The organism is Pseudomonas sp. CDFA 610, from assembly GCF_021147865.1.
Lineage (GTDB): Bacteria > Pseudomonadota > Gammaproteobacteria > Pseudomonadales > Pseudomonadaceae > Aquipseudomonas > Aquipseudomonas alliivorans.
On sequence record NZ_JAGTPM010000001.1, the window covers coordinates 39,478 to 57,408 of the forward strand.

13 protein-coding genes and 1 pseudogene are annotated in these 17,931 nt (G+C 59.0%); 8 read left to right on the forward strand and 6 right to left on the reverse strand.

Annotation, left to right across the window (positions count from 1 at the left end):
* Positions 1 to 17: 17 nt before the first annotated feature.
* Positions 18 to 836, reverse strand: coding sequence for a posphoenolpyruvate synthetase regulatory kinase/phosphorylase PpsR (gene ppsR, locus KDX39_RS00190; protein WP_231658780.1), 819 nt, complete (start codon positions 834 to 836; stop codon positions 18 to 20).
* 191 nt (positions 837 to 1,027) lie between these two features.
* Between ppsR and ppsA the strand changes: the two genes are divergently transcribed.
* The 8 genes from ppsA (at position 1,028) to KDX39_RS00230 (ending at position 9,123) form a co-directional block, all read left to right on the forward strand.
* The gene (gene ppsA, locus KDX39_RS00195) at positions 1,028 to 3,403 is read left to right on the forward strand and encodes a phosphoenolpyruvate synthase (RefSeq protein WP_210042434.1); all 2,376 of its coding nucleotides are present in this window, start codon (positions 1,028 to 1,030) and stop codon (positions 3,401 to 3,403) included.
* Positions 3,404 to 3,571: 168 nt separating this feature from the next.
* A complete protein-coding gene (locus tag KDX39_RS00200) occupies positions 3,572 to 4,558 on the forward strand; it encodes an alpha/beta fold hydrolase (protein WP_231658781.1) in 987 nt (328 codons plus the stop codon).
* Positions 4,559 to 4,649: 91 nt separating this feature from the next.
* A complete protein-coding gene (gene rraA / locus KDX39_RS00205; RefSeq protein WP_099227361.1) occupies positions 4,650 to 5,138 on the forward strand; it encodes a ribonuclease E activity regulator RraA in 489 nt (162 codons plus the stop codon).
* Between the two features lie 11 nt (positions 5,139 to 5,149).
* Positions 5,150 to 6,145 carry a zinc transporter ZntB gene (locus tag KDX39_RS00210; RefSeq protein ID WP_099227362.1) on the forward strand — a complete coding sequence of 332 codons (996 nt, stop codon included), beginning with the start codon at positions 5,150 to 5,152 and terminating at the stop codon, positions 6,143 to 6,145.
* Positions 6,146 to 6,232: 87 nt separating this feature from the next.
* Positions 6,233 to 6,481, forward strand: coding sequence for a CrfX protein (locus tag KDX39_RS00215; RefSeq protein WP_231658782.1), 249 nt, complete (start codon positions 6,233 to 6,235; stop codon positions 6,479 to 6,481).
* Positions 6,482 to 6,483: 2 nt separating this feature from the next.
* Positions 6,484 to 7,308, forward strand: coding sequence for a mechanosensitive ion channel family protein (locus KDX39_RS00220; protein ID WP_004885692.1), 825 nt, complete (start codon positions 6,484 to 6,486; stop codon positions 7,306 to 7,308).
* Positions 7,309 to 7,390: 82 nt separating this feature from the next.
* Positions 7,391 to 7,981: an RNA polymerase sigma factor SigX gene (gene sigX, locus KDX39_RS00225; RefSeq protein ID WP_004885689.1), complete on the forward strand. Its 591-nt coding sequence runs from the start codon at positions 7,391 to 7,393 to the stop codon at positions 7,979 to 7,981.
* Between the two features lie 107 nt (positions 7,982 to 8,088).
* Positions 8,089 to 9,123, forward strand: coding sequence for an OmpA family protein (locus tag KDX39_RS00230; RefSeq protein WP_099227364.1), 1,035 nt, complete (start codon positions 8,089 to 8,091; stop codon positions 9,121 to 9,123).
* 100 nt (positions 9,124 to 9,223) lie between these two features.
* Here KDX39_RS00230 and cobA read toward each other — a convergent pair whose 3' ends face one another.
* From cobA to KDX39_RS00255, 5 genes and pseudogenes are all read right to left on the reverse strand, one after another.
* The gene (gene cobA, locus KDX39_RS00235; protein ID WP_231658783.1) at positions 9,224 to 9,985 is read right to left on the reverse strand and encodes a uroporphyrinogen-III C-methyltransferase; all 762 of its coding nucleotides are present in this window, start codon (positions 9,983 to 9,985) and stop codon (positions 9,224 to 9,226) included.
* A 10-nt stretch (positions 9,986 to 9,995) separates the two neighbouring features.
* Positions 9,996 to 12,716: a nitrate reductase gene (locus KDX39_RS00240; RefSeq protein WP_231658784.1), complete on the reverse strand. Its 2,721-nt coding sequence runs from the start codon at positions 12,714 to 12,716 to the stop codon at positions 9,996 to 9,998.
* A gap of 20 nt (positions 12,717 to 12,736) precedes the next feature.
* A pseudogene (locus tag KDX39_RS00245) lies at positions 12,737 to 13,942 on the reverse strand (NAD(P)/FAD-dependent oxidoreductase); the annotation flags it as partial.
* A 299-nt stretch (positions 13,943 to 14,241) separates the two neighbouring features.
* Positions 14,242 to 15,903 (reverse strand): bifunctional protein-serine/threonine kinase/phosphatase, encoded by a 1,662-nt coding sequence (locus KDX39_RS00250; protein WP_231658785.1) that lies wholly within the window; start codon positions 15,901 to 15,903, stop codon positions 14,242 to 14,244.
* Between the two features lie 7 nt (positions 15,904 to 15,910).
* Entirely contained in the window at positions 15,911 to 17,122 is a 1,212-nt protein-coding gene (locus tag KDX39_RS00255) for a nitrate/nitrite transporter (protein ID WP_099227369.1), read from the reverse strand.
* Between the last annotated feature and the right edge of the window lie 809 nt (positions 17,123 to 17,931).

Below are 17,931 nucleotides of genomic sequence, written 5' to 3' on the forward strand. Positions count from 1 at the left end.
CCCCCGATGAATGGCCCTTACTTGAACCGCCGCTCAACTCCTTTCTCCACCAACACCTTGGCGGAGATTTCCTCCACCGAGAAATGGGTGGAATTGATGTTCGGGATGTTCTCCCGGCGAAACAGATTCTCGACCTCTCGCACTTCGAATTCGCACTGTGCAAAGCTCGAGTAGCGGCTATTGGGTTTGCGCTCGTGGCGAATGGCGGTCAGACGGTCCGGGTCGATGGTCAGGCCGAACAGTTTATCGCGATGCTGCTTGAGCGCGGCGGGCAGTTGCAGGCGTTCCATGTCGTCCTCGGTCAGCGGATAGTTGGCCGCCCGGATGCCGAACTGCATGGCCATGTACAGGCAGGTCGGGGTTTTTCCGCAACGTGAGACGCCGACCAGAATGATGTCGGCCTTGTCGTAGTAGTGCGTGCGCGCACCGTCATCGTTATCCAGTGCGAAATTGACCGCTTCGATACGCTCCATATAGTTGGAGTTGTGACCGATGGAGTGCGATTTGCCCACCGAATACGAGGAGTGTGAACTAAGCTCCAGTTCCAGCGGCGCCAGAAAGGTCGAGAAAATATCGATCATGAAGCCGTTCGACGTCGCCAGGATTTCCCGAATGTCCTGGTTGACGATGGTGTCGAAGATGATCGGCCGCACCTCGTCCTTCTCGGCGGCCTTGTTGATTTGTTGTACCATCGCCCGCGCCTTCTCGACACTGTCGATATAGGGCCTGGTGAACTTGTTGAACGTGATGTTTTCAAATTGCGCTAACAGGCTTTGCCCCAGGGTCTCGGCCGTGATGCCGGTCCCGTCGGAGATGAAGAAAGCGGATCGTTTCATTTGCGCCCTGGCCTTAAGCAGTTGACGATTTCTGGATATCATAGGCGCGCTGGCGGGCCCTGGAGGTCTGCATTCTCGCCTATTTTGCAGGTTCAGGTCCGCACCTGTTCCGAAACGCCTGCGGTCACGTTGCCGTGACGTCAGTAAATGAGCTTTTCCCAACAATAAACACAGTTAGTGGAGAGATCACCTTGGTAGAGTACGTAGTTTCCCTCGATAAGCTCGGCGTCCATGATGTGGAGCATGTGGGAGGCAAGAACGCATCCCTCGGCGAAATGATCAGTAACCTCGCAGGCGCTGGTGTATCAGTGCCCGGTGGTTTCGCGACTACGGCCCAGGCCTACCGTGATTTTCTCGAGCTCAGCGGTCTGAACGATCAGATCCATGCAGCTCTGGATGCTCTTGATGTCGACGATGTCAACGCCCTGGCCAGAACAGGCGCGCAGATTCGTCAGTGGATCATGGAAGCCGAATTCCCCGAGAAGCTCAACGCCGAGATTCGCACTGCATTCGCCGCGCTGTCGGCAGGCAATCCGAATCTGGCCGTTGCCGTGCGTTCTTCCGCCACCGCCGAAGACCTGCCTGATGCCTCCTTCGCAGGCCAGCAGGAAACCTTCCTGAATATTCGCGGCGTCGAGAACGTTATTCGCGCGGCCAAGGAAGTGTTCGCCTCGCTGTTCAACGACCGCGCCATTTCCTACCGCGTGCATCAAGGCTTCGATCACAAGCTGGTGGCGCTTTCAGCCGGCGTGCAGCGCATGGTGCGTTCCGAAACCGGTACTGCAGGTGTGATGTTTACCCTCGACACCGAATCCGGCTTTCGCGACGTGGTGTTCATCACCGGCGCCTACGGCCTGGGTGAAACGGTTGTGCAGGGCGCGGTCAACCCTGACGAATTCTACGTACACAAAGATACTCTGGCCGCTGGCCGTCCTGCGATCCTGCGTCGCAATCTGGGCAGCAAGGCCATCAAGATGATTTACGGCGAAGAAGCCAAGGCCGGTCGTTCGGTCAAGGTCATTGACGTCGAGCCTGCCGACCGTGCGCGTTTCTGCCTGACCGATGCCGAAGTGTCCGAACTGGCCAAACAGGCGATGATCATCGAGAAGCACTACAAGTGCCCGATGGACATCGAATGGGCCAAGGACGGTGACGACGGCAAGCTTTACATTGTTCAGGCTCGTCCTGAAACCGTGAAAAGCCGGGCGTCGGCCAACGTCATGGAGCGTTATCTGCTCAAGGAGACCGGCAAGGTGCTGGTCGAAGGTCGTGCCATTGGTCAGCGCATCGGCGCGGGCAAGGTGCGGATCATCAAAGACGTGTCCGAGATGGACAAGGTCCAGGCCGGCGACGTGCTGGTCTCCGACATGACCGACCCGGACTGGGAGCCGGTCATGAAGCGCGCCAGCGCCATCGTCACCAACCGTGGCGGTCGTACCTGCCACGCGGCAATCATCGCCCGCGAGCTGGGCATCCCCGCTGTTGTAGGTTGCGGCAACGCCACCCAGTTGTTGCAGGACGGGCAGGGCGTGACCGTTTCCTGCGCTGAAGGCGACACCGGTTACATCTTCGAGGGCGAATTGGGTTTCGACATCAAGACCAACTCGGTCGATGCCATGCCCGAGCTGCCGTTCAAGATCATGATGAACGTCGGTAATCCCGACCGTGCGTTCGATTTCGCCCAGTTGCCCAACGCCGGTGTCGGCCTGGCGCGTCTGGAGTTCATCATCAACCGAATGATCGGCGTGCACCCCAAGGCGCTGCTGAATTACTCGCTGTTGCCGCCGGAAATCAAGGACAGCGTCGACAAACGCATCGCCGGCTACGACGATCCGGTCGGTTTCTATGTCGAGAAGCTGGTCGAGGGCATCAGCACGCTGGCCGCCGCGTTTACGCCGAAGAAGGTCATCGTGCGTCTGTCGGACTTCAAGTCCAACGAATACGCCAACCTGATCGGCGGCAAACTGTACGAACCGGAAGAAGAAAACCCGATGCTGGGCTTCCGTGGTGCATCGCGCTACATCAGCGAGAATTTCCGCGACTGTTTCGAACTGGAATGCCGCGCCCTCAAGCGTGTGCGTGAGGACATGGGCCTGACCAACGTCGAGATCATGGTGCCGTTCGTGCGCACCCTGGGCGAAGCGAGTCAGGTCATCGAGCTGCTGGCGGCCAACGGCCTGAAGCGCGGTGAGAACGGTCTGCGCATCATCATGATGTGCGAGCTGCCTTCCAACGCGATTCTGGCTGAAGAGTTCCTCGAGTACTTCGACGGCTTCTCCATCGGCTCCAACGACCTGACTCAGCTGACGCTGGGCCTGGATCGTGATTCCGGCGTCATCGCTCACCTGTTCGACGAGCGCAACCCTGCGGTCAAGAAGCTGCTGTCCAACGCCATCCAGGCTTGCAACAAGGCTGGCAAGTACATCGGCATCTGCGGTCAGGGACCTTCCGATCACCCGGATCTGGCGCGCTGGCTGATGGATCAGGGCATCGAGAGTGTCTCGCTCAACCCCGATTCGGTGCTGGAGACCTGGTTCTTCCTGGCCGAGGCGCAAGCGCCGGTCTGATGTGACGCGAAAAAGTCCTGAGCCGTCTTGTGGTTCAGGATTTCATCAAAAAGAGGCGGTTTTTTCGGAGACCGCCTTTTTTATGCGCCGCAGGGCGCATCGATATGCAGTTTTTCATACAGTCTGTCAGAGGCGACCCGATGCCTTTGAATTTCCGAAAAGAGCAATATGCAAAGCAGCAGCCATCTATTTCCCGTTGCCTTGATCAGTGCCGAGCGTCGCGGCGATCTGGTCGAGGACGTCTACCGTCTCAAACCTGCCAACAGTCCTGACGCGAGCGTCGAACTGGCCGTGACCCGCCTGGGCCTGGTCGATCAGGCTCATGGACGGGGTATTCCGGTTATCCTGATACACGGCAGTTTTTCAAATCGCAGATTCTGGTATTCGCCCAAGGGTATCGGTCTGGGACCGTTTCTGGCGCGTGCCGGTTATGACGTCTGGATTCCCGAAATGCGTGGGCATGGCCTGTCGGCACGTAATCAGAACTATCGCGCCAATTGCGTAGCCGACTATGCCCGCTATGACGTGCCTGCAATCGCTGCCTTCGTGCAGGAACAAAGCGGGCAGGTACCCCACTGGATCGGTCATTCGCTGGGCGGCACCACATTGGCCGCCGCGTTGGGGGGCGAATACCTCAGCGTCGAGAGCGCAGCGTCGGTAGCGTTGTTCGGCAGCCAGATCAGTCGCACTTACTGGCCGTTGAAGATTCCGCCGTTGCAATGGTCCAGTCGTCTTCTGCTCAAACGCTTCGAGCACGTGTCCGGTCCGCGTTTCAAGCGCGGGCCGGAGGACGAGCCCATGGGGATATTGCTGGAAAGCATGCGCTGGCACGGTCTGTTCGGTCGCTTCGGTGATCGTCACGGCGACTGGTGGGCAGGCTTGAAAGCCGTTCAGGTTCCGTTACTGGCGGTGGCTGCAGTGGGCGATCACCAAGATCCGGTGTGGGCCTGTCGGATGCTGTTCGATCAGGTAGGCAGCGAACTCAAGCAGTTTCTCTGCCTGGGCCGCGAGCATGGGTTCAACGAAGATTTCGGCCATGTGCAGATGCTGGTCAGCAAGGGCGCGCAGCAACAGGTGTGGCCTCGAGTGATCGATTGGCTGCGCGAGCGGTCTGCTGAACAGACAGCCGAGTTTCAGGTGGCAGTAGGCAGTTAGCGGTTAAAGTCGCTATAAAGACATTGCACTGCGCAGCACGCTGAATCTGCACCATTCTTGAGCCCATGCCTCAATGACAGGAGTTGACCTCATGCACTACCTCACCCCCGATCTGTGTGACGCTTATCCGGACCTGATACAGGTGGTCGAACCGATGTTCAGCAATTTCGGTGGACGCGACTCGTTTGGCGGCAAGATCGTTACCCTCAAGTGTTTCGAAGACAACTCGCTGGTCAAGGAGCAGATTGCGCTGGACGGCAAGGGCAAGGTGCTGGTGGTCGACGGTGGCGGCTCGCTGCGTTGCGCAATGCTGGGTGACATGGTCGCCGAGCAGGCTTCGAAAAATGGCTGGGAAGGCGTTTTGATCTACGGCTGCGTCCGCGACGTGGACATGCTGGCTCAGACAGATCTGGGCGTGCAGGCGCTGGCCAGCCATCCGAAGAAAAGCGAGAAGCGTGGTGTCGGTGAGCTGAATGTGCCGGTGACCTTCGGCGGTGTGACCTTCAAGCCGGGCGATTACCTTTATGCCGACAACAACGGCGTGATCATTTCTCCTTCTCCCCTGACCATGCCGGAATAAGCGACGTCTCAATGTTCGATGAAGCAAACGCGCAGTGGGGGCTGGTTCATGCCCTCGTATTGGATGGTAAGGGTGGGGCGCGTTTCATCGCTCGTACCGAGCTTCAGGACCTTGAGTTGCAGCCGCAGGAAAGCCTGTGGCTGCATTGGGATCGCAGTCATCCGCAGACCCAGACATGGTTACGCACCGCCAGCGGCCTGAGCGAGTTCGCCTGCGATCTGCTGCTTGAAGAAAATACCCGGCCGCGTCTGCTGGCGCTGCCCGATGAGGAACTGCTGCTGTTTCTGCGCGGTGTGAACCTCAATCCCGGTGCCGAGCCTGAAGACATGGTTTCGGTGCGGATTTTCGCGGCAGCGCAGCGGGTGATCTCGTTGCGACTGCGGCCCCTTCGTGCCACCGAAGAGCTGATCGAGCTGCTCGGCCAGTCCAAAGGCCCCAAAACGGCGTCGGAACTGATTCTTTATCTGGCTCAATACCTGACTGACAAGGTTCAGGATCTGGTCGGCGAGCTGACTGAATCGGTTGATGAGGAAGAGGAAAAGACCGACGCCGACGAACGGTACAGCCCAGAGCATGGCAAGTTGCTGCACATCCGCCGTCGTGCGGCAGGTCTCAGGCGTTTTCTGGGGCCTCAACGCGATATATATGGCCAGCTTTCGCGCATCAAACTGACCTGGTTCGACAATGAAGATGCCGACTACTGGAACGAGTTGAACAACAGCCTGACCCGTTACCTGGAAGAGCTTGAACTGACACGAGAGCGAGTCGGGCTGCTGCTTGAGTCCGAAGACCGGCGTCTGCGCGAGCACATGAATCGCACCATGTACCGCTTCGGCATCATCACCGGTATCTTCCTGCCCATGAGTTTTCTGACCGGTCTGCTGGGCATCAACGTCGGGGGCATTCCCGGGGCGGAAAATCCCTATGGTTTTCTGGTCGCGTGCAGCCTGATCGTCGCGGTGGCGGCGGGGCAGTGGTGGCTGTTCAGACGGTTGCGTTGGGTATAAGGCTTATACTTATATGTTTTTTCATGAAGCGTTTGTGACTCACCTGCAAAGCGTCACGTCTTTGACTTACATTGCGTGAGGTGCCTGATGCACGATCCGTTTGAAGAATCTTTACGTGACATGCTTAATTCGTCATCCTCCAGCCGGGACGACGATGCATGTCTGGGGCGAGTCCTGAAAACCGCCAACCGCCAGGTAGGTGCCGGTGTGTTGTTCGGGCTGCTGGGCCGTTGGTCCGAGGCGATGATGATCGCGCTCAACAACGGTTCCGCCCATGTCGCTCCCGTTTCCCGTCGCACCAGAGCCGGTGCGCGTTCTACCGATAAGGCTGATTGAGCATGGAATTGAACCTCTGGACGCAGAGTCTTCTTGCTGCAATGACTGCATTGTGGACCAAAGTTGCAAACTTCATCCCTAACCTGTTTGGCGCGCTCGTCGTGGTGGTGCTCGGCTTTGCCGTAGCCAAGCTGCTTGATGCGCTGCTGTCCAAGCTGCTTGCCAAGCTTGGGCTGGATCGCCTGGTCGGCGGCACCGGGCTGACCAAGATCATGGGGCGTGCCGGCGTCAAGGTGCCGATCTCCACATTGATCGGCAGGATCGTTTACTGGTTCGTGTTGTTGATTTTTCTGGTGTCCGCTGCCGAGTCGCTGGGCCTGCAACGGGTGTCTGCCACGCTCGACATGCTGGCGCTGTACCTTCCCAAGGTGTTCGGCGCGGCGCTGGTGCTACTGGTAGGTGTATTGCTGGCGCAACTGGTCAATGGCCTGGTCCGCGGTGCGGCTGAAGGCGTCGGCATCGATTACTCTGCCGGTCTTGGAAGAATTGCCCAAGGCCTGGTTATTATCATCAGTATTTCTGTCGCGATCAGCCAGCTGGAGGTCAAAACCGACCTGCTGAATCACGTGATCGTGATTGCCCTGCTGACCGTTGGTCTGGCGGTGGCCCTGGCGTTGGGCCTGGGAAGTCGCGAAATTGCGGGTCAGATCATCGCCGGAATTTATGTGCGTGAACTCTATCAGGTAGGCCAGCAGGTGCAGATAGGCGATACTGAGGGGCAGATAGAGGAAATCGGTACGGTCAAGACGACCCTGCTGACAGATGAGGGGGAGCTGGTTTCTTTTTCCAACCGGATCCTTCTCGATCAGAGAGTAAGCAGCCGTTAAGCGGCTAACCTGCTAATCTATGCCGCCAAGTTGCCGGAAAAGGCTGTGGCGGACATTGACCTGACTGTCGGCAAGACTCGTTTTGAATAAACCTCAACCGCTTTCAACGCGCTACGATCCACACGAGCTCTCGGATGAGGAGCTGGTTGCACGCGCCCATGTCGAGCTGTTCAATGTGACACGGGCGTATGAAGAATTGATGCGTCGCTATCAGCGAACACTTTTTAACGTCTGTGCACGTTATTTGGGGAACGATCGCGACGCTGACGATGTCTGTCAGGAGGTGATGCTTAAGGTGTTGTATGGCTTGAAGAATTTCGAGGGTAAATCGAAATTCAAGACCTGGCTCTACAGCATCACGTATAACGAATGCATCACTCAATACAGAAAGGAACGGCGTAAGCGTCGCTTGATGGACGCTTTGAGCCTGGATCCGCTTGAGGAAGCGTCAGAAGAAAAGACGCCAAAACCTGAAGAGCGGGGCGGTCTCGATCGCTGGCTTGTGCATGTGAACCCGATCGATCGGGAGATTCTGGTGCTGCGATTCGTCGCAGAACTCGAGTTCCAGGAGATCGCAGACATCATGCACATGGGCTTGAGCGCAACGAAAATGCGTTACAAGCGGGCGCTTGATAAATTACGTGAGAAATTTGCAGGTATCGTCGAAACTTAACGGCGAGCAAATATCTCTAACGAACTGGCAAGGTCTGGTAGACTTGCCGACGAGTTGTCCCCAGTTATGCGGGACTGCTTTACAATCATCAGATGGGGATTTAACGGATGAAACTGAAAAACACCTTGGGCTTGGCCATTGGTACTATTGTTGCCGCAACTTCTTTCGGCGCTCTGGCACAAGGCCAAGGCGCGGTCGAAATCGAAGGCTTCGCCAAGAAAGAATATTACGACAGCGATCGTAACTTCAAAAACGACGGCAACCTGTTCGGCGGCTCCGTTGGCTACTTCCTGACCGATGACGTTGAACTGCGTCTGGGCTACGACGAAGTTCACAACGTCCGTAGCGACAGCGGCAAGAACATCAAGGGCTCCAACACCGCCCTGGACGCTCTGTACCACTTCAACAACCCGGGCGACATGCTGCGTCCATACCTGTCTGCCGGTTTCTCTGACCAGAGCATTGGCCAGGACGCTCGTGGCGGCCGTGACGGCTCCACCTTCGCCAACATCGGCGGCGGCGCCAAGCTGTACTTCACTGACAACTTCTATGCCCGTGCAGGCGTTGAAGCTCAGTACAACATCGACCAAGGCAACACCGAGTGGGCGCCAAGCGTCGGTATCGGCGTTAACTTCGGTGGCGGCAGCAAGAAAGTTGAAGCAGCACCAGCTCCAGTAGCTGAAGTGTGCTCCGACAGCGACAACGATGGCGTTTGCGACAACGTTGACAAGTGCCCAGACACCCCTGCAAACGTAACTGTTGACGCTGATGGCTGCCCAGCCGTTGCTGAAGTGGTTCGTGTTGAGCTGGACGTGAAGTTCGATTTCGACAAATCCGTAGTCAAGCCTAGCAGCTACGGCGACATCAAGAACCTCGCTGACTTCATGCAGCAGTACCCACAAACCACCACCACTGTTGAAGGTCACACTGACTCCGTCGGTCCTGACGCTTACAACCAGAAGCTGTCCGAGCGTCGTGCAAACGCCGTTAAGCAAGTTCTGGTCAACCAGTATGGCGTTGGTGCTAGCCGCGTAAACTCGGTTGGTTACGGCGAATCCCGTCCAGTTGCTGACAACGCAACTGAGTCTGGCCGCGCAGTTAACCGTCGCGTAGAAGCAGAAGTAGAAGCTCAAGCTAAGTAATTAGCCGCTTGTACTGAAAAGCCCGGCTCAGGCCGGGCTTTTCTTTGTCTGCGATTTGAGCGTGCATGGCATGTTGGCGCGTAGGCAATATACGTGAGCGTCAGCCAGCCTGCTGGTGAAGCGGGTTCAGCGATGTCCGATTCAGCACTTCCTGACCTCCCGCCGCGACTGCGCCAATCACCAGAATGGCAGGACTCTTCAATTCAAACGCCTGTGCATCCTGTTGCATGTTCGCAAGTGTGCTGCGGCATTCACGCTGCGTTGGCAGGGACGCGTTCTCGATCATTGCCACCGGCATGTCCGGACTCATTCCCCCGGCCAGCAGGTTCTCATGAATCTGTGGCAGCTTCGCCACACCCATGTACACCACCAGTGTCGTGCCGCTTTGCGCCAGTGCCTGCCAGTTGAGACTGCTGTCATCCTGCGTGTGGGCGGTGACGAGTGTCACACCGCGGCTGATTCCACGCAGTGTCAGCGAGATACCGCATTGCGTCGCGCCCGCCAGACCCGCGGTGATGCCATTGACCAGTTCGACAGTCACGCCGCGTTCCTGCAACCAGTCCGCTTCCTCGCCGCCGCGACCGAAGATGCAAGGGTCTCCGCCTTTGAGGCGGACCACGCATTTGCCCTGTCGTACATAGCGCAGCATCAGACGATGGATGAAGGCCTGGGGAGTCGAGCGACAGCCGCCGCGCTTGCCGACAGGGATGACCCGTGCGGCGGGGCAGTGTTCAAGCACGGCAGGGTTGACCAGATCATCGATCAGCACCACATCCGCTTCACCCAAGGCCCGCACGGCCTTGAGCGTCAGCAATTCAGGATCACCCGGGCCTGCGCCCACCAGCCAGACTTTTGCGTTCATGCTGTGTTCCTCATTCAGTGACCATCACGGTGTTGATCAGTCTTTTTATTTCCGGTACGCAGGATCCGCACATTGTCCCGCAGCCCAATTGTTTCTTCAGTTGGTTCAGGTCCAGGCCATCCTCGATGCCTTTCAACACAGCGCTCTGCCTGACGTTCATGCAGTTGCACAACGTCTTGTCGCGTGGCCCGGCGTCGTCTTTGCCGGGTTGGCTGCTCAACGGTGCGAGCAGCCAGCGGCGCAAGGGTGGATCGATACGTTCTTCAAGCCACAGCGTCTGTAACCAATGCTGGGCCAGGGTTTCGCCGGCCAGGCGGATGGCGGTAATACGACCGTTGTCGATCCTTACCCGCTTGCCGATGGAGCGCTTGGGGTCGTCGTAAGCCAGTACGGGACCTTGATCAACACTGAGCAACACGTCGATCTCGTGCAGCAGGCTCGCATCCGGCGCGACAGTGTGCGCGGCACGAAGCACCAGCGCCGGGCGCTCGCGACCGACGAGGCCGAGACTCACGTAAGTGAACGCCTCGCACAGTCTGCGCAGACGCTCCCATTGCTGCTGCACATTGCCTTCGACCAGTGCAAAGAATTGCCACGGCAGATCGGCCTTTTCAATTCTGACGCCGGAATGCTTGAGTTCCGGCTGTTTCGAAATTGGATCGAATGCTGGCTGAGTCACGACGTTCACGCCACCCTTGAGGAAGCGATCCCCCCAGTGCATGGGCAGGAATGCCTGTCCGGGACGTACGCTGTCATCGCTGCTCACAGGCAAATACAGTTCGCCGCGACGGCTGACCAGCTTGATCAGGTCGCCGGCCTGTAATGCATGCAGGTGCAGGTCTTGCGGATGCAGGCTCAGGACTGCCTCGCTGACGTGACCGAACAGGCGGGCGGCGGTTCCGGTGCGGCTCATGCCGTGCCATTGGTCTCGCAGGCGACCGGTGTTGAGCGTCAGCGGAAATTCAGTATCGCGCAGTTCCCTGGCGGCCACATACGGCTCGCTCAGGAACTGCGCACGGCCGGATGGGGAAGCAAAGACGCCATCGGTGTAAAGACGCGGCGTACCGGTACGGGCACCCGCCGGGAATGGCCATTGCTGTGGACCCAGACGGTCGATCAGCGCCCGGTCGATACCGGACATGTCCAGGTCGCGTCCGGTGGTCAGGCCTTTGAATTCATCGAACAATGCGGCCGGATTCTCGAAGTCGAACAGGGCGGGCGCTTCGGGCTGCAGCCGATGTTGCAGGCGCCGGGCGAAGTCCACCGTGATTGCCCAATCGGGACGTGCCTGGCCGGGTGCCTGAATGGCCTTTCGCACATTGGAAATGCGGCGTTCGGAGTTGGTCACAGTGCCTTCCTTTTCGCCCCAACTGGCAGCGGGCAACAGCAGGTCGGCAAAGTGCGCTGTTTCAGTGGTCTTGAACGCTTCTTGCAACACTACGAACGGACACATCTCGAGCGCGGCTTTGATCCGGTTCTGGTCCGGCAATGATTGCGCAGGGTTGGTGCAGGCAATCCACAGCGCCTTGATCTTGCCGCTCTGCATCTGTTCGAACAGCTCGATGGCGGACAGGCCGGGGCTGGCGGGCAATTGATCGACGCCCCAGTATTCGGCCACTTCAGCACGATGTTCCGGGTTGCTGGCTTCGCGGTGACCTGGCAGCAGGTTGGACAGGCTGCCGGTTTCACGGCCCCCCATCGCATTTGGCTGGCCAGTGAGCGAGAACGGTCCGGTACCGACGCGGCCGATCTGGCCGGTCGCAAGGTGAATATTGATCAGCGCGCTGTTCTTGGCGCTGCCCGCTGTGGACTGGTTCAGACCCATGCACCACAGCGACAGGAAGCTGGGCGTCTCGCCGATCCACCGGGCGCAGGTCAGCAACTGTTCGACCTCGATGCCGCACAGCGAGGCCACGTGCTCTGGCGGGTAATCGCGTGTCAGTATTTCGAGGTCGTCGTAGCCCTGAGTATGTGCAGCGATGAAGGCCTGATCGACAAGACCTTGAGAGATCAGCACATGGAGGATGCCGTGAAACAAGGCCACATCGGTGCCGGGCTGAATGGCCAGATGCATGTCGGCCAGTTCACAGGTATCGGTGCGTCGGGGATCGATGACGATGAGCTTCATCGCGGGTCGTCGGCTTTTTGCTTCTTCCAGACGACGAAACAGAATCGGGTGGGCGTAGGCCATGTTGCTGCCGACGATCATCACGCAATCGCTCAGCTCGATGTCTTCGTAACTGCAGGGCGGGGCGTCGGCACCGAGGCTGCGTTTGTAGCCTGCAACGGCCGATGACATGCACAGCCGCGAGTTACTGTCGATGTTGTTGGTGCCTATCAGGGCGCGGGCCAGTTTGTTGAAGGCGTAATAATCCTCGGTCAGCAACTGGCCGGAAATATAGAACGCCACGCTGTCCGGGCCATGCTCGCGGATGCTGTCGGCGAATACATTGGCAGCATGTTCCAGCGCCGTGTCCCAATCGGTGACACTGCGGGCCAGACTTTTACTCAGGCGCAGTTCCGGGAAAAGTGCGCGCGCGTCGATGTCACCGGTCAGGTGCAGGCTCGAGCCTTTGCTGCACAGCTTGCCGAAGTTGGCCGGGTGTTGCGGGTCGCCGCTGACGCCCAGAATGTTATGCCCGTCGTGCTCGATCAGCACGCCGCAACCTACGCCGCAGTAGCAGCATGTGGATGCCGTGATTTGAGTGGTCGGGATCGCCAGGCGGGTCATGCGCACGCCGCCTCGGTCCGGGCGGGCTCGCCGAACATCAGGTGGTTACGAATGGCATCGATGCCCTGACCCTCGCGAATCTGTTTCAAGTACCAGCTGCCATCGGCCGTGTCGCCATACAGGCACGCGCCCACCAGCACGTCATTCTTGATGACCAGTTTTTTATAGATGCCGCTGATGGGGTCGGACAGGGTGATGCTTTCCGTACCTTCGCCACCCAGAAAGTCGCCAGCGGAAAAGAGGTCGATGCCTGTCACCTTCAGTTTGGTCGACGTCACGGAGCCCGGATAGCGCGCGAAGCCCAGTTGCGCGAGATGATTGGCGCAGACCCTGGCCTGTTCGAACAGTGGCGCCACCAGCCCGTAGGCGATGCCTCGATGGCTGACGCACTCGCCGATAGCGTAGATGCGTGGGTCGTAAGTCTGCAGCGTGTCGTTGACCAGAATGCCTCGGCTGCAAGGCAGACCCGCCTGTTCGGCCAGTTCGGTGTTGGGACGAATGCCGGCCGCCATGACCACCAGGTCGGCAGCGATGACGTCGCCGTTCTTGAAACGCACCGCTTGCACGCGCCCTTGATCGTCGCCGAGCAACGCCTCGGTCTGCTCGTTGAGGCGAAAGCTCAGGCCGCGCTGTTCAAGCGCAGCCTGAAGCATCAGGCCGCTGGTCTTGTCCAGTTGACGTTCCAGCAGCGTCTGCCCGTTGTGGACCACCGTGACCTGCATACCGCGCATGCTCAGACCATTTGCCGCTTCCAGGCCCAGCAGCCCGCCACCGATGACCACTGCGCGTTTGTGCGTGGCGGCGGTGTCGATCATTTCTTGGGTATGGCCGATGTCGCGGTAGCCGATCACGCCATCTAGCATGTTGCCGGGAATTGGCAGAATGAACGGGCTCGAACCGGTAGCGATCAGCAGACGATCGTAATGGGCCTGGGTGCCATCGTCCGCAATCACCAGGCGCCTGATGCGATCAATCCTGACCACGCGCCGGTTCAGCAGCAGCTGGATGCCGTTGTTTTCGTACCAGGCCAGGTCGTTGAGTACGATCTCTTCGAACGTCTGCTCGCCCGCCAGTACCGGCGAGAGCAGGATGCGGTTGTAGTTGGGGTGTGGTTCGGCGCCGAAAACCGTGATGTCGTACAGGTCTTCGCTCAATTTGAGCAACTCTTCGAGTGTGCGTACGCCGGCCATTCCATTGCCGATCATCACCAGTTTGAGTTTTTTCATCTTGCCTCCGAGTCACCGTCAGGGTGCGCTCGACAAATTGCGCGCAAACAAAAAAAGGCGTCCCGTCAGTTGCCTGACGAGGACGCCTTTGTCCGGTCCCGTTCTCTCGGGAAGCACTGCCTTCATCGTTGAGGGCGGCGCGTTATGAAACTTCTGAAAGAGACCATGCAGTGCTTGTGCCAACTCCTGTCGAGCCCTGAATGCAGGGTTTCAGATCAACGACGGGGAAGTCCTTGCACTGCGTTGAGGCGGGCTGCACAGAAGCGGGGCGATGGAGTGACTCGTGTGGCACCGAAGAATCAGTGGCGGCTCATCAGCCAGATCAGGCCGACCAGATTGATCAGTAACGAAACCAGCGCCAGCGTGCGCCACACCATCAGCGGTTCACGTTCCAGCAATGGCCTGGGTCGGGCCACTACCGGGCGTTGTTCGGCCTGTTCAAGTTCCAGTTGCCACTGCTCGGCGGTTTCATAGCGCTGGGCGGGATTGGCCTGCACGGCCTTGTCCAGGCTCTGGCTCAGCCAGAGCGGCAAGTCAGGCCGGTAGCGGCTGGCGGGAATCGGCGTGCCGAAGCGGCGGTGTTGAAAGGCCTCGATTTCGCCATGCGGATAGTGGCCGGTCAGCAGGTAATAAAGCGTGATACCGACGGCGTACAGATCCTGTTGCGGATCGGGCTCGGCACCGTTGAAGGCCTCGGGCGCAATGAAGCTCGGCGTGCCCGGCAAGTCCTCGGCATTGACCGCAGACAGGCCGGGACAGAACGCCAGGCCGAAATCCAGCAGGCGCAATTCGCCGTCGTCGCCCAACAGGAGGTTTTCGGGCTTGATGTCGCGATGGATGATATTGCGTCGATGCAGCAAGCCCGTGGCCCGTAGCAGACGAGTGGCCAGATCCTGCCACTGCGCCAGCGGCAGCGGTCCGCTCAGGGAGAAGAGATGGGCGAGTGTGCGGCCTGAATATTCGCGCATGACGTAATACAGATGCTGGCGCTCGGGCAGCGGATGGATTTCCGGAAAGAAGCGCCCGGCGACCCTGCGCAGAAACCATTCCTCCAACAGCAGGCCCTGACCTGCGCCCGGCTCATCATGCCGGGCAGACGGCAGGGTCTTGATCAGCCACGGCAGCCCGTGAGCGTCGTGCGCGCGGTACAGAATGGATTGCCGCGACTGGGCAAGCACATTGCCGACGATCCAGCTTTCAAACACCTGGCCGGGTTTGAGTGCTGGTGGTAACGGCCATTGCTGCAATTGCAGAAGCGCATCCCCGAGATCATCCTCACCCAGGCCGTCGATCTGGATGAGCAGGGCGCTGGCATTGTCCTGACTACCCGCCAGATGCGCGGCGCTGACCAGGGTTCTGACCGCCGAGTCGAGGTCTTCCTGCTCGGTCAGGATCGAGCGAATGCTGGCATCGCCCAGTGTCGCCCAGATACCGTCGCTGACCAGCAGCAGGCGCTCGCCTTCACAGAGTTCGCCCTCCAGATAGTCCATGACCACGTATTGATCCAGCCCCAGCGCACGCTTGAGCACGTGCTGCATGTCGGCCTGTTCCCAGACATGATCTTCACTGATGCGTTTGAGCTTGCCGCTTTGCCAGCGATAGGCGCGACAATCTCCGACGTGGGCGAGGGTGAAACGTCTGCCGCGCAGGACCAGCGCACTCAGCGTGGTAAGCAGGCCGTTGGCCAGCAGCCAGCGGTTCTGAGCCAGTAACAGACGATCCAGAGACTGGGCCACGCCCCAGGTCTCCGGTGTCGAGTAATAATCCAGCGCCAACGCCTGCAAGGTCGACTGCGCAGCCAGCGCGCCATCGGCACACTGGCTGACACCGTCGGCCAGGGCGAACAGATAACCCTTGCTGGCCGCCAGTGCTGCGACCGGCGTCACCAGACGCAGGGCGTCCTGATTCTCTGGTCGCGGGCCGCTGGCGCTGAACTCGGCAAAGCGCAGTTGCAGCGTCATCGACCGATCATACCCGTGCTGCGGTCACTGCCGCCGAACCCCAAGTGGTCCTCCAGCGGCGCTTGACGTTCATCAGACCGAACCAGGCGAGCACGGCCAGGCTTGCGAACAGCCACAGGCCCAACTGATAGTCGCCGGTGTTCTGCTTGATGCTGCCAAGACCTGCGGCCAGCAGGAAACCGCCGATGCCCCCCGCCATGCCGATCAGGCCTGTCATGACGCCGATTTCCTTGCGAAAGCGCTGCGGTACCAGTTGGAAGACTGCGCCGTTGCCAGCCCCGAGGCCCAGCATGGCGGCGACGAACAATGCTAGTGCAGCCCACGAGCTTGGCAGGTTGAAGCCCACCGCAGCGATGCCGATAGCCGCCACTGCATACATGGCGGTCAGCGTGCGGATGCCGCCGAAGCGGTCCGCCAGTGCGCCACCCAATGGACGCATCAGGCTGCCACCGAATACGCAGGCTGCAGTGTAATAGCCTGCGGTAATCGGGCTCAGACCGTACTGGTCGTTGAAGTAGCCGGGCAGGGCGCTGGCCAGGCCGATGAAGCCGCCGAAGGTCACGCTGTAGAAAAACATGAACCACCAGCTATCCCGGTCGCCCAGCGCCTTGAGATAGTCGGCGGTGGATTTGGGCTTGCTGCGCTCAGGTGCATTGCGCGCCATCAGCGTGAAGGCAATCAGGGTCAGTACCAGCGGAATCAGCGCCAGGCCGAACACATTGCCCCAGCCAAAGCTGGCAGCAAGAACCGGCGCGATCAGTGCGGCGAGTACGGTGCCCGAGTTGCCGGCACCGGCGATGCCCATGGCCTTGCCTTGATGCTGTGGCGGATACCATTGCGACGCCAGTGGCAATGCGACGGCGAACGATGCGCCCGCCATCCCCAGGAACACGCCCAGCAGCAGAACCTGTTCATAGCTGTGAATGCCCAGTTGCCAGGCGGTCAGCAGGGCGCCGATCACAATGGCCTGGCCGATGATGCCTGCGGTCTTGGGCGACAGTTGATCGGCCAGCAGACCCATGAAGAATCGCAGGATCGCCCCGGCCAGAATCGGCGTGGCGACCATCAGGCCGCGTTGTTGAGTGGTCAGGTGCAGGTCGGTGGCGATCTGTACGGCCATCGGGCCCAGCAGATACCAGACCATGAAGCTCAGGTCGAAGTAGAGAAAGGCAGCGAACAGGGTCGGTCTGTGACCGGCCTTCCAGAAGCTTGTATCCATTGGCACACCTCATCATCTGCTAGTAGGTCAGTCGGGGTTCGTGCCCTCGACGTGGAGAATTTCAGACGCTGTGGCGGAGTGTTCCGAATGCCGGCGACTCCACCGGCCCCATCGCCGGGGCCAAACGCAAAAAACGTCGCCTCTCTGTCCGCATGAGCGAAAGAGATGAGCGACGTCTTTGTCGTGAGTGGTGGTAACCGCCGTTGGCTACCTGCAGGGTGCTGAAGCAAGAGGCGGGCCAGATGCGGTTTTCGTCATAAGCGTTTGGCCGCGGCCTTTAGACGGCGCGCTGCAACGTGACAGGCCGGGTAGATCCAGTGTGCGGCTGCTGATTCCCGATGACCTTGAACCGGGCACTGATGGTGCCCGACGCCGCAAAAAAGTGCGGGGCACTTTTCCCGAAACCGCCCCGGGTTGACGCGGACTGGTTTACAGCGATGAGCGCAGAGCGCGGATTCTGCAATTTTGCAGTAGTAGCGTTGTGAAATATCAACCCTTTTTCCAATAACAAGGGCCACTATCAAGACGGTTTAATTAAAGCAGGGTGACAGTGTTTTGATATCTTTATGGGTTGAAGTCAATGCTGAACGAAACCCAGTATTAATAATGCTTCATGTTTGTTTTGAAAAACAGGCGGTTGCTTAACGGTAGGGAATATTTAATTTACTTTCGCATCTGTCTCTGAGAGGATCCTGTTCGTCGTGCATGACACGGCGCCTCTCGAGAGGGCAATTCATGTGCAATAGGCCAGCTTTCAATAAGAAAGTGGCTTATTGAAATCAATCGGCGAGTGCCCAAGTGCCTCCCGT

Bases quoted from the DNA above. Each gene is read 5' to 3' on its own strand.
- KDX39_RS00255 (WP_099227369.1), bottom strand. From the start codon at position 17,122: ATGGATACAAGCTTCTGGAAGGCCGGTCACAGACCGACCCTGTTCGCT.
- KDX39_RS00215 (WP_231658782.1), top strand. From the start codon at position 6,233: ATGCACGATCCGTTTGAAGAATCTTTACGTGACATGCTTAATTCGTCA.
- ppsR (WP_231658780.1), bottom strand. From the start codon at position 836: ATGAAACGATCCGCTTTCTTCATCTCCGACGGGACCGGCATCACGGCC.
- KDX39_RS00220 (WP_004885692.1), top strand. From the start codon at position 6,484: ATGGAATTGAACCTCTGGACGCAGAGTCTTCTTGCTGCAATGACTGCA.
- rraA (WP_099227361.1), top strand. From the start codon at position 4,650: ATGCACTACCTCACCCCCGATCTGTGTGACGCTTATCCGGACCTGATA.
- cobA (WP_231658783.1), bottom strand. From the start codon at position 9,985: ATGAACGCAAAAGTCTGGCTGGTGGGCGCAGGCCCGGGTGATCCTGAA.
- KDX39_RS00250 (WP_231658785.1), bottom strand. From the start codon at position 15,903: ATGACGCTGCAACTGCGCTTTGCCGAGTTCAGCGCCAGCGGCCCGCGA.
- KDX39_RS00240 (WP_231658784.1), bottom strand. From the start codon at position 12,716: ATGACCCGCCTGGCGATCCCGACCACTCAAATCACGGCATCCACATGC.
- KDX39_RS00200 (WP_231658781.1), top strand. From the start codon at position 3,572: ATGCAAAGCAGCAGCCATCTATTTCCCGTTGCCTTGATCAGTGCCGAG.
- KDX39_RS00210 (WP_099227362.1), top strand. From the start codon at position 5,150: ATGTTCGATGAAGCAAACGCGCAGTGGGGGCTGGTTCATGCCCTCGTA.
- KDX39_RS00230 (WP_099227364.1), top strand. From the start codon at position 8,089: ATGAAACTGAAAAACACCTTGGGCTTGGCCATTGGTACTATTGTTGCC.